The following is a 15240-nucleotide window of genomic DNA, read 5'->3' on the forward strand; positions in this document are numbered from 1 at the left end:
ATGAAATCTTAGCCCGACTTAAAGAAATTTTTGTGTCAACGCTCACGAAATGGGACAGCACATTACTTGATTTCAACGGTGAATCGGATTACGTTCACCTGATTATCGATGACAAACCTGACATTGCTTTATCCAAACTAATCGCTAACCTTAAAACAGTTAGTAGTCGCTTAATTAGAAAAGAATTTCTGGATTTGGCGGCAAAGTATTTCGACAATAAACCTTATTTTTGGACGGGAGGTTATTTCGTGGCTAGTTGTGGCGGCGTTACCATCGAACAACTAAAAAAATACGTCGAGAACCAAAACTCCCCAAAAGTGGAAACGCTACCGCGTTAGTTTCATTCCGGTGGCGATTTATCTCCCGTTAACCGCTACGCGGTTTAACGGGAGTCCTCTCGCTCCATTGAGATAGAGCTTCTAGGATAAAAAACCATTGAAAAGACGTGATCAACGGTTTTTTTGAGCTTAAAGCTTATCCCTATATGGGTTTAAAGCTATTTTTGTTCTAGGTTTTGTTGAGGTTCCACTAAGAGGGATGTCTAATTATATCAATTCTCCAAAATCCGGCTACAAGAGTTCGATCCCCCTGCCTTCGTCTCCCTTAAAATGGGAAAAAGGGGAAATGGGAACTTAAATTCGATAATTCGATCTGTAGTTTTGATGGGTGAGAATTGGTATTAATTAACTTTTACCCAAATACTGCGGAAATATTTTTCGGGACTATTTTTATCGATAATATCTTTACAGGGAGTATTACCAACTCGCTCGATTGTACCATCATCGCTTAAAATCTGAAAGCGATCTGGGAAATGGGGATAAAACAACAAAGCTTCTGGACGAAAACCGTCAGGGAATTGCAGTGATTCTATCTTTTCCGGTGCATCTTCTTTTTTTCCTGACCAAGTATAGAAAACAAATTGATCGCCTCCATGAAATTCTCCGGCAATAATTAAATATACTTCTAAAGCTGGCCAAAATTCAATGCTACGAATTCCTAATCCTCCCAAATCTAACAGGATAGGATCACCAAAATCAGACCGAGCATTGCTGGAATTATTAACTAAACTGTAAGGATTTTTTAGAGTTAATAAAAGAGCTTTATCGTTGGGGACAGGATTACGAAAACCGATTAAGATATTTCCGTCTGGAGTTGCCGTTAAACCTTCAATATTTAATCCACCTTTAGCTTTGGGAGCTTTGGTTTCTGCTGTTTTGAAATCAAATATTTCAGCCAATTGAGAGTCTTCGATAATATCGCGCAAGACTAACTGAGTATAAGACTCACCCACTTGAACTATACTAGAGCCGTCATCGGTAATTTTACTAGCAAAAAATTGATGACGAGGGAGTTTTCGTTCAGCATTTTTATTGCGGCCATGGGAAGTAATCCAATAGATTATGTCATTGAGTACAGTTACCCCCTCCAAGTCGATTTCTTTATTTTTAGGATTGTTTTTCAGCCAACCATTAATGTCAATTGTTTCCAGTGCTTTTCCCGACTCTTGAGAGGAATAAATCCAGAGAATATTACCTAATTCTGGATCCGCCTCATCATTACCAACAACAAATTTATTTTCTCCTAAAGCAGTGGCTGCAGAAGCATCACAAATTCCTTGATGTTTGATTTCTTGGATAATAGAAAAGTTGAGAGATTGCATGATTGTATTCTCCTTGTTAATGAGAAAAGTGAGGAAAATTATAGGCAATAAAAGACAAAAAGACAAGAAATCACCAGAAATAATCTAATAAAGAACTGGTTTGAATAACTAATTTCTCCTAAGTTCAAAAGTTTGTCGCGTGTCATAATTTATGTTAGTCCCTCCAAGACCCGATGATTCCTCCCATTGACCTAACGTCAAGGCAAAAGGTTTTGAGATCAAAGATTGGTTAGTTGGGGAAATAATTGGGGAACACTTTAACTCATTCAATAATAACTATAGATAGGCAAAAAATACTTAAATGTAACAAAAAAATACATAAGTGGGGAGGTGTAATTAAATATCAGACTTATCGAGGTTGAATTGAGCCACGAACCCCACAACTGGCATAGGTGATCAACTAAAGATGAAGTGTAATACTAAATCCGGTTATTAAAGAATGATTATTTATTCCCCCTTTTGCCTATTGCAAGAGTGCATGAGTGCCTGTCCTCATAAGTAGCCTATGCTCAACGGATTTAGTGTAACCTAATTTGGTATCGACGACCGACTCCCCAAAACCAAAAATTCGTACCTCACCATTAAGATAACTGCTATAAAAACGCGGATATCACTGCCAATAGAGTTCGGTTTTACCGTTATGGGATGAGCATTAACGGGGGTAATATTCTAGGTAAGGAATTTGTATCTAGTCAGTGATGAAGACGATGTTAAAGGGGTCTTTACCGAAATTAAGCGATATTTTCCCGCCGACTGACCATCAGGACCGGGAAACTTTCACCCCCAATGCTTTTTATCCTAATTTATCGGAATGGCTCAAGCGAGCGCAACTGAAAGCGGAAAGTGAATGGTTCGCAGCGATCGCCGCTTTAGAAAATATCTTATTACAAAACCAAAATAATGCTGCCGCCGGTCGGGGTTTAATTCTCTCCGGTCCGACGGCTTTAGTTAGAGAAAGCAAGGCTTTAACGGGTTTTGAATTTGGTGTTTTTACTGTTAAAGCTTTAAAACATTTACAATGGCCGGGTTTTCAATTGCCTTCTCAGGAAAAATCCGCCGCCGATGTTTCCCCGACGGAGATTCATGAATTGCCTCTCTTGCCAACGGATCCGATTGCTAATGAAAGATTTTGTCTGGTTTTTAGCGAAAGTTTCGCTCTTTTGCTGGTTTTAGGCGAGGATCAGTGGGGTTTGTCCTCTTTTCAATTTTCCTTTGATCCCGTCCTCACTCAGCAAGCCTGGCAGCAGTTGCGGCAACGATTAGTTAATCTGCGTTATCCGCAAATCGGGACTTTAGAGGCAATTATCGAGGCTAATGGCAGTCCCTCGCCAGATTATCGTCTAGTTAGCCAATTTAGTCGCCAATTACTGCAAAATTTACCCAACCAGCCTAATTTAGACCTGAAAAAAACGAAATCGCCTATCAATGCCGAAATCACTCCGCCAAAGGAAGATAATTCTAATTTAGAATCGGGTTGTGATTTGGAATTATTGCGCGCTTTAACCCACGAAATTCGCACCCCTTTAACCACCATTCGCACCATTACCCGATTATTATTAAAACGGGCAAAAGTAACGGAAGATGTGCAGAAATATTTAGAAACAATCGATTTAGAATGTAGTGAACAAATTCAGCGCATGGAATTAATTTTCCGAGCCGCAGAATTGGGTATTAATCCTCTGGGGGATAAACCGATTCAATTAATTCCAATTGCTCTAGAAAAAGTCTTTCAAGATAGTATTCCCCGGTGGCAAAAACAAGCTAAAAGGCGCAATGTCAATTTAGAAGTTAATGTACCGAAAAAATTGCCTTCGGTAATTAGTGATCCGAATTTATTGGATCAAATGTTAAATGGAGTCGTGGAAAAATGTACTCGCAGTATGGCTAGTGGTGGCCTGTTGCAAGTACATATATCAACGGCAGGAAATCAATTAAAAATGCAGTTTCAAACTCAAATAAAATCACCTAATCTTACCCTCAAAGCTTTGGGAAAAGTCCTAATGTTTCAACCAGAAACCGGTAGTTTAAGTCTGAATATGAAGGTGACTAAAAACCTTTTTCAAGCTTTGGGAGGTAAATTGATTGTGCGTGAAAAACCCGAAGAAGGTGAGATTTTAACCATTTTCTTGCCCCTCGGACGCATTAAATAAGTTGTGATTATTCTCAATTTTTCATCTTGTAAAATAGGCAAAATTGCCAAGAGGATGCTATACTAGGGCAACAAATATTATTGATAGTTGCCATGGAAAAAACTGTTTTAATTTTAGGTGGCACTGGTCGCATTGGTCAAAGTGTAGCCCTAGATATTATTAATCATACTGCAGCTAAAATTATTATCACAGGACGCAAGGAAAAAGCCATTAAATTACTGCCAAGAATGCAGTTTTTGGCTTTAGATTTAGAAGAAATAGACAAGCTTAGACAGGCAATTAAAAATAGTGATTTAGTCGTTCATTGTGCCGGTCCCTTTCATTATCGCGATGGCAGGGTAGTAAAAATTTGCATCGAAGAAAAAGTCAATTATATTGATGTTAGTGATCATCGTTCTTTTTATCAAAAGTTAATCCCCTATCGAGAATTAGCGATAAAAGCGGGAATAACTGCCGTGGTTAATACGGGAATTTTTCCCGGTATTTCTAATAGTATAGTGCGAGAGGGAGTCGAACAGTTAGATAGGGTAGAAACGATCCGTTTAAATTATGCCGTAGCCGGTTCCGGAGGTGCGGGATTAACTGTGATGCGGACTACTTTTCTCGGCTTAAAAAAGCCTTTTTTAGCTTGGATTGAGGGACAATGGCAAGAGATTAAACCCTATACTGCTAGAGAAGTAATTGACTTTCCCGCTCCTTTGGGTAAAACTGGTGTTTATTGGTTTGATATGCCAGAAACCTATACTTTTGCTGAATCTTTTCAAGTGCAAAATGTGATCACAAAATTTGGTTCTATTCCCGATTTTTATAATCATTTAACTTGGATTACTGCCCATATTTTTCCCGATGCTTGGGTAGAAAGTTCTCGGGGAATTGAGTTTTTTTCCCAAGTTAGTTATCGCATGACAGAAGTAACCGATAAATTTTCGGGAATTGGGGTAGCAATGTTAGCCAAAGTGGCCGGATGGCAAGGGCAGCAAAAAGCAGTTTATCAAGCAACTATGCTTCACGAGAACACTGCCCAAGCAGCCGGCTGGGGAACTGGCAGCGTGGCAGAATTAATCTTAGCGGCAAAACTCCAAAAAGCCGGGATTTATCCCGTGGAACAGGTGTTATCCACAGAACTATTCCATGCTACGATGAAAAAAAGAGGTATTAAACTCGATCGCTCCTGTACAATTGTGGCTTAGAAGATGAAAAAAATCTGGCGTTACCTAGGACTGTTTTGTTTAGTTTTGTTACTGACTTTATCCCCCATCTTCATGATAGCAGCCCAGAATAATCCTGCTAAACAAGGACAGGAAACACCCCTGGAAACTTTGGGAGAAGTTTTTCCCGTCATGCTTGATAATCAAGAACTTTTTACGATTCGGCAGGGAATAGGTTCTTTTTCAGCGCAAGAAAGAGCGAAATCGATTACAGACAGAATTGAAAAAATTGCCGATGACGATGCTCTTTCTCCTGAAGATTTAACTATAAAAATTGATCCTGAAGACAAAAACCCTTCGATTATTTTGGGAGATACGGTTATTGCTACTATTACTTCTAGAGATGCCAAATTACACGCGGTCAGTCAAGAAGTATTGGCCGAACGAGCTTTGGCAAAGATGAAAGCAGCCATTGTCCGTTATCGTCAAGAACGTCAACCAGATAACCTCTTCAAAGATGCAGTTTTGACGGTAAGTGCTACCTTGGCCACGGTCTTAATTTTCTGGGTAATAATTTTTATATCTTCGCGGGTTTTTCCCCAGATTCAGAGATTAATCACCTCCCTAGTTCCTGGGGTCGTATTCCAAAATTTTGAGATTATTAGTTCCCAGACAATAGGAATTTTTTCCCTAAGAGTTTTGCAATTTATCCGAACTCTAATTATTTTAACTATTCTCTATTTTTATTTAACTTTTGTCCTTCGTCTTTTTCCCTGGACTAGAAAATTTGGTGATGGTTTTCTGCAATACTTTTTTAGTGCTTTAGAAGTTGTTTCCCAAGAGATAGCAAAATATTTACCCAGTATTTTTATTATACTGATAATTGTTTTTATAACTCACTATCTGTTGAGAGCAATTAAACCATTTTTCACTGGATTGGAAAGAGAAAATTTAGTAATTAATGGTTTCTATCCCGATTGGGCAAAACCAACCTATAATCTACTGTCACTGCTGATAATTGCCTTAGCTATAGTCATCGCTTTTCCCTATCTACCCGGATTTAATTCTCCTGCTTTTCAGGGGGTGTCGGTATTTTTAGGGGTACTATTTTCCTTGGGTTCCACCTCTGCTATCGCTAACGTGGTGGGGGGAATTATCCTCATCTATACCCGCTCTTTTCAACTAGGAGATAAAATTTCTATTGGTGATGTTATTGGAGATGTGATTGAAAAAGGATTATTAGTCACCCGTATTCGCACACCAGCTAATAGAATTATCACGATTCCTAATTCATCGCTGTTAAACACCAATGTGATTAACTTTAGCGTCTCTCAACGGGAATTCAAACAGCCTTTAATTTTGCAAACCACGGTCACTCTTGGTTATGATTTACCTTGGCGTAAAGTTCACACAACCCTGAAAGAAGCAGCCCTAGCAACTAAATTTATTGTCTCAGAACCTGCTCCTTTTGTCTTGCAAACCAGTCTCGATGATTTTTATGTCAGCTATCAGCTAAATGCCTACACTGATCATCCTAGCAAAATGGTGTATATTTATTCTGAATTACATCAAAATATTCAGGATAAATGTAACGAAGTCGGTATCGAAATTATGTCTCCTCACTACAAGGCTCTCCGGGATGGCAATCACAGCACTATTCCTGAAAATTATCTGCCGGAAGATTATCAAAGTCCGGCTTTTGGTATTCAGTCAAATCCTCAGAAGTAATAATTTTCCTAATAGCTTTAATCGCTTTTGTCAAGCCCTTTTGAGTTATTGTTGATAATTCTTCACCAAATTCACAATTAATAGCAGGAATAAATATTCCCCAGGCCCTGGGAGTTTGTTGATAAATTGCTTGAGTTAATGCTAATAAAGAAGCGGGACTTTCTGCATGACCGAAATTATTCCATTCGGTAACTGCCGCTAATTTTTCTATCCGGATATCGGTTTGACTAGATAATACCGCATCAACAAAAATAACTAGAGAAGCATCAGCTATATCGGCTGCTAACTCAGGAGTCAATTGATGGGTAGCGATGACTTGCACATTAGGCAAATTCTCCTCGGCAATAATTTCGGCTATTCTCACTCCCACTCCGTCATCATTTCTTAAAGTATTACCGTAACCGATGAGCAGTATTTTAAAATTATTCATGGTTATAGCAGTTATCTTAATGATGAGGTACAAAGTGTAATTAAATATAAGATGAACGTAGGTTGGGTTGAAGCGTGAAACCCAACGCCCGCTCATGTTACGCTACCGCTAACCCATCCTACAAATAATTGTGCCTCCCTACTTATAAAAATCTTCGAGATGTTGTTTTAGTTGCCGAATTGCCATACTACTATTGCGATTGTCGGCAATTTCTCCACAGAAAGAAACTAAATTTTGTAGGTTAAAGTTAGGAAAATATTGACTTTGATGGCGAGGGATATACTCTTGATTCTCTAGCCAATAAATATAGAGATTTTTCTGACGATACAACCAAATTTCAGGCACTTGATAAGGCAGATAATCATCCACATTCGAGTAACTGGTGACATCAATTTCTAATACTAAATCGGGGGGAGGATCATTTACCCAGTCAATTCTGGCTTTCCCTGCTATAGCCGGCCAATGGTCAATATAAAAACTATAATCTGGTTCAATACCACTTGTTTCTGGTAATTCCATGGTTACGGGAGTAAAAGCCTCGTACTCACGCCCCAGATAATCCAATAAGGTGATGATAATATTAGCAATTAAATGGGCATCCCGCCCATGCTTGGGAAGTGGAGACATAAGCAAGACTTCTCCATTGTGATATTTGATTTTAGGTCGAGAATTGTCGCCCCTTTGCCGAGACAAAGTTTGATAATCTAGCCAAGTGGCAGGTAATCTCACTAAGGATCCCGCTGGTAGATCGATTTTATCTGGTGAAACTAAGGCAAACATGGCGCAAGGTTCCAGGTAAATGATGAGAAACGCTGTAAAATAAGTATAGGATATCTTCGATGCTCTCGATACCCAGCTTAACCTAATCGATAAATTAACTGAGTCTGGTAAGAAAACTTAAGCCTTGATAGTAGTTTCTTGATGAGCCAAAAATTATGCTATCGACTAACACAGTTTCCCCCCATATTATTCCCCCTCTCGAAAATGGCGATAGATTAACCCGTCCCGAATTCGAGCGCCGTTATCAAGCAATGACACAGCTAAAAAAAGCTGAATTAATCGCAGGAGTTGTTTATATGGCATCCCCCGTCCGCATCAAAAATCATGGCAATCCTCACGCTCGTATTATCACTTGGTTAGGATACTATTGGTCTGTTACACCGGGGGTAGAATTAGCAGATAATACTACTGTGCGACTGGATGGGGATAATGAACCACAACCGGATGCTTTATTAAGAATAGAAACCGGTGGACAATCAAGCATTACCGAGGATGGTTATCTGGAAGGCGCGCCGGAATTAATCGTGGAAATTGCTGCTTCTACCGCTTCCTACGATTTACACGAAAAACTCAAAGTTTATCGTCGCCATGGAGTGCAAGAGTATATTATCTGGCGAGTAGATGACCAAGAATTGGATTGGTTTCGCTTAACTGATGGGGAATATTTGCCCCTAGAATCAAATCAAGATAAGATATTTTGCTCCCAAGTCTTCCCTGGATTATGGCTGGATAAAAATGCTTTATTATCGGGTAATTTAGCCGAAGTTTTAGAGGTGTTAAAGCAAGGAATAGCTAGTCAAGAATATCAAATATTTCGAGAAAATTTGCTCAATGCTAATTCCATCTAGCGAGGGAAAAATTTCAACTATCGGTAAACATTATGAGCTTATCTACTTCGATAATTTCCCCTGTATCTATTCCCCCTCTCGAAAATGGGGATAGATTAACTCGTCCCGAATTCGAGCGCCGTTATCAAGCAATGACACAGCTAAAAAAAGCTGAATTAATCGCAGGAGTTGTTTATATGGCAGCCGCGGTGAGAGCCAAAAACCACGGTAAACCCCACGCTAATATTATCGGTTGGTTAACTGCCTACGAAGTGGCGACACCGGGAGTAGAAACACTGGATAATACTACTGTGCGACTGGATGGGGATAGTCAACCACAACCAGATGCTTTATTAAGAATAGAAACCGGTGGACAATCAAGCATTAGTGAAGATGATTATGTAGAAGGCGCGCCGGAATTAATCGTAGAAATTGCCGCTTCTACTGCTTCCTACGATTTACACGAAAAACTCAAAGTTTATCGTCGCCAGGGAGTGCAAGAGTATATTATCTGGCGAGTTTATGATGTTCAATTGGATTGGTTTCGCTTAACTGATGGGGAATATTTGCCCCTAGAATCTAATCAAAATAACATCTTTTGCTCCCAAGTATTCCCTGGATTATGGCTGGATAAAAATGCTTTATTATCGGGTAATTTAGCCGAAGTTTTGGCAATGTTACAGCAAGGAATAGTTAGTCAAGAACACCAAGATTTTTGTCAAACTTTGGCTAATAAATAACCCAGATAAACTTGATTTTTTTCTGAGAACGTAGGTTGGGTTGAAGCAGGAAACCCAACGCTAATAAATAACCCAGATAAACTTAATTTTTTTCTTAGTTGCCTAGGGATAGACCAGAAAGATTAGCAGATTTTTCTTGCCAATCTTGACCGATTTTAATCGTCACATCAGAAGCGAGATTCCCCGTACTTTCCACCAAAACTTCCCCGACGCCAAGGCTATTATGCAGGGCAGCAGCGAGGGAATTATCCCCTTTTTGAGCAATAATTTTGGTAGTTTCTAGAATTGGCGATGAAGACTTAGAGACAAAAACATTTTCATAACCCAATGAGCGCAGATAGCTGACTAGAGTTTGCACCGCTTCTGGATTATCGATGCTATCCTCCACAGCTATGCGAGTCGTTCGCATGGTTTCCTCAATGTCAGCCATAAAAAAGCCGTGGTTAAAATGTTGAGCCACTAGCTCTTGAATTTTACTTTGATTGGGTAGCCAATAACTGATCCCTTGCCGACCATCACCATTAAAGTCTCCGGGTAGTAGTAGCATTTGCACATCAGTGCGCTGAGTTTTGGAGGCAAAGCCAGCTAGGGCGAGTAACTCCTCTAAACTGAGATTAGTATCGATATTATTGCGGATAACCTCGATAATATCGGGAATTTTCAATAAAGTTGCTGGTTTTAGGGTTTGTTCCACTAAAGACCGCATTAATTGCTGTTGTCGTTGGATACGACCGATATCGCCGTTAGCATCGTGACGAAAACGGGCAAACTGGAGGAATTTCTCGCCGTTGAGGTGTTGTTCCCCTTTTTTCAGGTCAATGTAGAGGTGTTGACTAAAATCTTGATACTTCATGTCTTTGGGAACATATACCGTCACCCCCCCCAAAGCATCAATTAATTTTTCCACACCCTGCACATTAATGCGAATATAGCGATCGATAGCCACTCCGTCCAAAAGATGACTAACCGTTTCCGCCGTTAAAGCAGGTCCACCGAGGGCGTTAGCTTCATTGATTTTTTTCTCCCCGTAACCCTCGATATCGGTGCGGGTATCCCGGGGGATGGAAAGCATGGTTAACTTCTGTCTTTGGGGGTCAAAACGCAGTAACAGCATGGTATCGGTTAAACCATCCAAGGAATTAACCGGGGCATGATAACCCAGATCTGGGGTTTGTGCCTCCTTGACATCGGATGTCAACACTTTCGCGCCAACTACCAGAATATTAACGGGACGGTTGAGGGCGGGAAGTTGCAGATTTTGATAGGATATGGCCTGCTGATTGTTAAAAGCGGCGGCTTCTTCGGGACTAAGAGCAGCTTGTCGCAAGGGTGTGGAGGAGAGAGACACGGCCAACATAGCACCCGCCGTAGCGGAAACTAGGGCGCAGCCGGTTAAGCCTAGGGCTGTCAGGAACCATGTACTGGATAATCGCCGCTTTTTAACAGGTTTAGCCGCTAATTTCCCTGATTTTCCGCTTTTAAGTCTTGATTTTGTCTTATTAACCACAAATTGCCTCACACGGTCACTAAATATCTCCCTAAAACCATATTTAAAGAGATAAACTATTTGTTTTCTCAGATACCCGGAAAAGATTATTAAACTAATTGGGTTTTTTAGAGAGTTAGCAGATAATATAGCAGAATTTTTCCTTATCGTTGTTCTCCATCGCAATTTTGTCGAAATATCTATACTAGGGGTTGCTGGTGGGGAAGTGGGGTGTGGGGTGTGGGGTGTGGGGAGAAGGGAGAATAAATAAAAATAATCTCCTGACGACCGGCTCCTGACTCCTGAATCCTGACTCCTGAATCCTGTCTCCTATCTCCTCATTGGCTGATTTTTTTGTGCAGAAATAACTTTTGTGGTCGATTAAATAACCAATTGATCAACCAACCGTCGGTTTTTTGCAGACGATAACCGCTACTTAAGTACAGTGACTGGGCCGCTAGATTATTATCGAGAACATGGAGGGAAAGTTCCTCAAAACCCCATTCTCTAGCGATCTGATCACACTTGAGCAGCAATCTCCGGGCCAGACCGGCACGCCGGCGATCGGGACTAACGGCTAAATTAGAGATATAAGGAATGGGAACAGCTAAAAAAGAACTGGATTTTAAGCCGATTTCCGCCGTAGCAACAATAATTTCCTGAGGACCCGTGACGGTGACGCTGGTGTGACTGACTACCAGACAGTGATAGTAAGGGGTATCGGCGCGCAATCGTCCCCGTAAGTCCTCGTAAATGCCTAATTTAAAGATAGGACGCAGAAAAGACCAATAATTGGCCGTGGGGAAAAAACTATCGGTGAGAATTTCCGCCAAGCTTTTGAGATCTTGGCTTTGGGCCAAACGCACCTCGACGGCAATGGTGGCATTGTCACCGGTCGCTTCCGAGTCGGAGGGATTAGACAATAGGTATGAGATAAAACAGGAGTCCACTTTAATCACAGGAGTCGGCAGGGAAGGTGGGGATGGCAGTCCTTATCTGGGAAAGGTAAATAGGGGTAGGAGCTAGTTGGGAGAATCAAGCATCTATCTTAAGGAGAATACCGCAATTTTTCAAGACTACTGAATCAAAATCTCATCCATTCTACTGCCTATAGCCCCAGTTGGGGGAAAGACCGCTATTTTTCGGGAATTTTTTTTGATCGCCGGGCCATGGTTAAGATGGGACGATGCCGGTCAGAACTAATTTCTTTCTTTTTGGGTCAATTAACTATATTCTTTAATCTAATCTATCCTCCTATCCCCTCCATGATCAAAGAAATTTCCGCTTATTTGCAAGTGTTCCGCAGTCAAAAAATGGCGGCTTTGTTATTCTTAGGTTTCGCTTCTGGATTGCCCTTGTTGCTCACCAGTCGCACCCTGCAAGCTTGGATGACCACCGAAGGAGTTGATCTGAAATCGATCGGTTTATTTAGTTTAGTCGCTCTCCCCTACTCTCTCAAATTTCTTTGGTCTCCCTTACTCGATCGCTATGTTCCCCCGCTGCTTGGTCGTCGTCGCGGTTGGATTTTAATCGCTCAAATTTGTTTAACTTTAGCGATTGCAGCCATGGCTTTTCAACAACCGCAACGATCTTTAGAATTATTGGCAATTAATGCTTTACTGATTGCTTTTTTTAGTGCCAGCCAAGATATTGCCTACGATGCCTATCGCACAGATATTTTAGAAAAATGGGAGATGGGGGCTGGGGTAGCGATCGGGGTTTTAGGTTATCGTTTGGCTTTAATTTTAACTGGTTCGATCGCTTTAATTTTAGCCGATCACTTTCCCTGGCCTCTCGTCTATCTTTTCCTAGCTGGATTGATGGCTTTAACGATTATTTGGTCTTTTTTCGCCCCAGCTACTCCCCCTAGAGATGATACTCCTCAAACTCTTTTAGAGGCAGTTTGGTTGCCTTTCCAAGAGTTTTTTCAACGCTATCGATTAGGTCAAGGAATGGGCATTCTCGCCTTTATTGTTCTCTATCGTTTAGGGGATGCTTTAGTTAATAATATGGTGACTCCTTTTCTCTTAAAAACTGGTTTCAGTCAAACCGATATCGGAGCGATCCAAGGGGGCATGGGCATGATAGCAACTATGGTGGGAGTTTTATTAGGTGGTTCCCTGTTAAGTCGTTGGGGAATTAATCGATCGCTCTGGATATTTGGTCTGTTGCAAGCTGTTAGTAATTTAGCCTATTTTATTTTAGCAAATTTAGGGCAAAATTATCCTTTTATGGTCTTGGCTATTAATATTGAAAACTTCTGCGGTGGCTTAGTAACTGCCGCTTTTGTGGCTTTTTTAATGAGTCTTTGTAATGCTCGTTTTACCGCTACTCAGTTCGCCCTTTTATCGAGTTTAATGGCCTTTAGTCGCGATATTTTGGTGGCTCCCGCCGGAGTTTTAGCTGAGGCGATCGGTTGGCAGTGGTTCTTTTTAATCACGGTAATCGCCGCTTTACCCGGGTTAGCGTTATTGCCTTTATTCGCTCCTTGGCAAGAGCAGGATTAAGCTAATTTATGAGCTAGGAAGTGATGATTTATTCCTCCGATTTCACTCGCATAACTACTAAAGTCATATCGTCGCTACTGTCATTTCCCAACCCAGTAAAAGCGGCAACTTTCCCAAATAAATATTCTAGAATCTGTTCGGGATCGGTGTACTTTTGACAGGCTTCTTTAACTGCCGATAGCCAATTTTTCTGATCAAATCTTTCCCCTTTCGAGTTAACTGCATCGGTAAAGCCATCGGTGTAATAGATCAGCGTATCTCCCGCTTCTAATTGCACTTGGGCATCGTCATAGATAGAATCGGCCTCTAAACCAACTAATGTCCCTTCCGTGTCGAGAGACTCTAACTCTCCCCGTTTAGCTCGCCACCAGAGGGTGGGATAATGGGCAGCATTACTGTAGCCAAGACGGCGCGTCAGGGGATCATACTCGGAATAAAATAATGTCACGAAACGATGAGAATTATCGAGATCGGCATACATAACCCGATTGAGATGACGCAAAATCTGGGCCGGGGAGTGACGATTTAACACTTCCGCTCGCAACATTCCCCGGGTCATGGTCATCAATAATCCTGCTGGGACACCTTTTCCCATGACATCACCGATGACTATACTCCAAGGAGCGGCACTGGCTTCCCTTTCCGCCTCCCTTGCCGGTTTAAATTGATCGTAGTTGCAGGGGATAAAATCATAATAATCGCCACCAACGCGATTAGCCGTTTTGCAGTGGGCTGCTAATTCTACCCCCTGAATTTTCGGACATTGCCGGGGTAAAAGACGATTTTGGATTTCCGCAGCGATTTCTAACTCTCGATCCTGACGTTCCTTAGAACGTAATTCGATCGTTAATTCATTATTAGCTATAGCCACCGCCGTTTGATCGGCCACTAGCTGCAACAGTTTACGACGGGTGGGTGTCCAACCATAATCGGGATCGCGACTGAAAACGTATAAACGCCCCCGCTCACTATTTTTTACCAAAACAGGTGTACTATAAACCTGCGTACCCTGTCCGAGAGTTTGCCGGATTTTATGGTCGAGACTATCGAGAAGCGATCGACTATTTTTATTCTCAAGTGCCGCTTCTTGGTTTAATTGTCGGATAATTGCCTCTAATTGTCGGCGTAGTTCCCCATTAATTTGATTATCTTGGCAATGGAGTTGATCAAGCGCCACTTGACCGTTATTTTTGCTCAAAATCAATGCCCCTCCCTCCGCGTCTGCCACTCGTGCGGCCATCAAGGGGGTAAGATCGAGGAATTGGTTTAAATTATTGAAACTCCGCAGGGCAAAACCGAGGGAACTTAAGAGATTTTGAACTTTGTTTTGTTCGCGATATAAACTAGCGACCAACTCTTTTAAGGCTAAAATTGGCTTGATATCGGTACTTTGATCGCCCATATTGACTGTGGCAGTGGTGAGGGTGTCGCTCGGTTCCGGCTCAGAAAGCATAAAATGATCTTTGTGGCGGTGACATGATTATAGCTAGATGGTCATTGGGTTATGACCTGTTTAAGTCTAACAGTATAGTTGATCTTTTCCTGACCGCCACAATTTAATCCTGATGTTTTACTATTTCTGTGGGTGCATCTCATTTTTGTCAATCTACTAAGTTGGGATTTTTCAGGGGAAACTCTCTTTTAAAATTGGGCATTACTTGCGATTTTATCACTCAATCCCAGCTTTTGGTGGGTTCTACCCCCCAAAAGCTGGAGCGCATTAGTTTTTCGGTGGGATGCTTACAGACAGCTGCTGATACATTTGTCATCATTTAAGTCACTGA

The 15240-nt window shown here is 41.3% G+C and carries 13 protein-coding genes; 7 read left to right on the plus strand and 6 right to left on the minus strand.

Annotated features, from left to right (window positions below):
- Positions 1-338: IS200/IS605 family transposase (gene tnpA, locus O9332_RS19520; RefSeq protein WP_288026997.1), on the plus strand; the 338-nt coding region annotated here is incomplete at its 5' end.
- A gap of 341 nt (positions 339-679) precedes the next feature.
- On the opposite strand, the gene O9332_RS19525 is transcribed toward tnpA, so the two are convergent.
- A complete protein-coding gene (locus tag O9332_RS19525) occupies positions 680-1660 on the minus strand; it encodes a DUF3616 domain-containing protein (RefSeq protein WP_288026999.1) in 981 nt (326 codons plus the stop codon).
- Between the two features lie 707 nt (positions 1661-2367).
- On the opposite strand from O9332_RS19525, the gene O9332_RS19530 reads away from it, so the two are divergent.
- From O9332_RS19530 to O9332_RS19540, 3 genes are all read left to right on the plus strand, one after another.
- A complete protein-coding gene (locus O9332_RS19530; protein WP_002759833.1) occupies positions 2368-3810 on the plus strand; it encodes a sensor histidine kinase in 1443 nt (480 codons plus the stop codon).
- A 92-nt stretch (positions 3811-3902) separates the two neighbouring features.
- Positions 3903-5000: a saccharopine dehydrogenase family protein gene (locus tag O9332_RS19535; RefSeq protein WP_002759832.1), complete on the plus strand. Its 1098-nt coding sequence runs from the start codon at positions 3903-3905 to the stop codon at positions 4998-5000.
- A 3-nt stretch (positions 5001-5003) separates the two neighbouring features.
- Positions 5004-6686 carry a mechanosensitive ion channel family protein gene (locus O9332_RS19540; RefSeq protein WP_002759831.1) on the plus strand — a complete coding sequence of 561 codons (1683 nt, stop codon included), beginning with the start codon at positions 5004-5006 and terminating at the stop codon, positions 6684-6686.
- Here the strand turns inward: O9332_RS19540 and O9332_RS19545 are convergent.
- A complete protein-coding gene (locus O9332_RS19545) occupies positions 6613-7116 on the minus strand; it encodes a hydrogenase maturation protease (RefSeq protein ID WP_288027002.1) in 504 nt (167 codons plus the stop codon). The two genes, O9332_RS19540 and O9332_RS19545, sit on opposite strands and share 74 nt — an antisense overlap.
- 138 nt (positions 7117-7254) lie before the next feature.
- Positions 7255-7896: a Uma2 family endonuclease gene (locus O9332_RS19550; protein ID WP_002759827.1), complete on the minus strand. Its 642-nt coding sequence runs from the start codon at positions 7894-7896 to the stop codon at positions 7255-7257.
- 155 nt (positions 7897-8051) lie between these two features.
- Between O9332_RS19550 and O9332_RS19555 the strand changes: the two genes are divergently transcribed.
- A complete protein-coding gene (locus O9332_RS19555) occupies positions 8052-8744 on the plus strand; it encodes a Uma2 family endonuclease (protein ID WP_002759825.1) in 693 nt (230 codons plus the stop codon).
- A 32-nt stretch (positions 8745-8776) separates the two neighbouring features.
- Positions 8777-9463: a Uma2 family endonuclease gene (locus O9332_RS19560; protein WP_288027005.1), complete on the plus strand. Its 687-nt coding sequence runs from the start codon at positions 8777-8779 to the stop codon at positions 9461-9463.
- A gap of 94 nt (positions 9464-9557) precedes the next feature.
- Here the strand turns inward: O9332_RS19560 and O9332_RS19565 are convergent, their stop codons facing one another.
- Together O9332_RS19565 and O9332_RS19570 are read right to left on the minus strand one after the other, a co-directional pair.
- On the minus strand, positions 9558-10970 hold the full coding sequence (locus O9332_RS19565) for an LCP family protein (RefSeq protein ID WP_288027007.1): 1413 nt from the start codon (positions 10968-10970) through the stop codon (positions 9558-9560).
- A 317-nt stretch (positions 10971-11287) separates the two neighbouring features.
- Positions 11288-11908, minus strand: coding sequence for a GNAT family N-acetyltransferase (locus O9332_RS19570; protein ID WP_002759819.1), 621 nt, complete (start codon positions 11906-11908; stop codon positions 11288-11290).
- 306 nt (positions 11909-12214) lie between these two features.
- Between O9332_RS19570 and O9332_RS19575 the strand changes: the two genes are divergently transcribed.
- The gene (locus O9332_RS19575) at positions 12215-13456 is read left to right on the plus strand and encodes an AmpG family muropeptide MFS transporter (protein ID WP_223213006.1); all 1242 of its coding nucleotides are present in this window, start codon (positions 12215-12217) and stop codon (positions 13454-13456) included.
- 28 nt (positions 13457-13484) lie between these two features.
- Here the strand turns inward: O9332_RS19575 and O9332_RS19580 are convergent, their stop codons facing one another.
- Positions 13485-14909 (minus strand): PP2C family protein-serine/threonine phosphatase, encoded by a 1425-nt coding sequence (locus O9332_RS19580; protein WP_002759815.1) that lies wholly within the window; start codon positions 14907-14909, stop codon positions 13485-13487.
- Between the last annotated feature and the right edge of the window lie 331 nt (positions 14910-15240).

Source organism: Microcystis sp. LE19-10.1B, from assembly GCF_027530565.1.
In the GTDB taxonomy this organism is placed as follows: Bacteria; Cyanobacteriota; Cyanobacteriia; order Cyanobacteriales; family Microcystaceae; genus Microcystis; species Microcystis aeruginosa.